The organism is Psychrobacter piechaudii (assembly GCF_900162825.1).
Classification (GTDB): Bacteria; Pseudomonadota; Gammaproteobacteria; order Pseudomonadales; family Moraxellaceae; genus Psychrobacter; species Psychrobacter piechaudii.
In genome coordinates this window covers 1-836 of sequence record NZ_FUGE01000228.1, presented here as the reverse complement: position 1 = coordinate 836, position 836 = coordinate 1, and the positions used below count along the sequence as shown (strand labels likewise).

Below are 836 nucleotides of genomic sequence, written 5' to 3'. Positions count from 1 at the left end.
GTTTAGAATGATACGAGGCCATATTATTGAGCTTACTCCAAACAACAAGCAAGCCACTTACTTTGCTAAGGCTTGCGGTATAGCTCGTCTTGCCTATAATTGGGCGTTAGCTCAGTGGCAACGACAGTATGCTCAAGATAAAGCCTATCGTGATGCTTGTCATATTATGGGTATTGATGTTGATGAAAGCAAATTACTAAAGCCTACCCAAGGCAAGCTACGCAAACAATTAAACGCCATTAAGCGTGATAAGTACCCATTCATGCTTGAGGTGACGAAATGTGCCCCACAACTTAATGCCTGTCAGTTAAGAGATTTTATCACCGGTCGCCGTAAAACCACCCACTTCAGGGGGTGGATATAAGGCGACATGTAGTGTCGTAAGTAGTGTTTAAAAGGTTGTAAGTTGAAATTAACCTCGGCATACTAAGTATATGAAAACACTCAAGCTACGCATTAAAGACAAACACATAAAAGAGCTGAATCAGCTAAGCGGTTCAGTAAACTTTGTGTGGAACTATGTCAATGCGCTGTGCTTTGAGCATTTAAACCGTACTGGTAAGTTTTTTAGTGCTTATGATCTAAGTGAGTATACCAAAGGTAGCGGTGAGTATTTAGGATTACACAGTCAAACCTTACAAGCTATCAATGAGACTCACGCGAAGGCCCGAAAACAATTTAAAAAAGCCAAGCTTAACTGGCGTACCAATCGTCCTGATGCCAAACGTAAATCACTGGGCTGGATACCTTTTAAAAAGTCTGCTATCAAGTATCTAAGCACAAGACAAACGGGAAAGAAAGCACTTAAATCAACCCTACAGCTATCCCTATCTAAA

1 protein-coding gene and 1 pseudogene are annotated in these 836 nt (G+C 40.9%); both read left to right on the top strand.

The genetic code is table 11. From position 1 onward, the window contains the following. Nucleotides 1–364, top strand: a 364-nt coding sequence (locus tag A1019T_RS11885; RefSeq protein WP_244156660.1) for a helix-turn-helix domain-containing protein, incomplete at its 5' end; no start/stop codon positions are given. 70 nt (nt 365–434) lie between these two features. Continuing rightward, nucleotides 435–836: pseudogene (locus A1019T_RS11880) on the top strand (RNA-guided endonuclease InsQ/TnpB family protein); the annotation flags it as partial.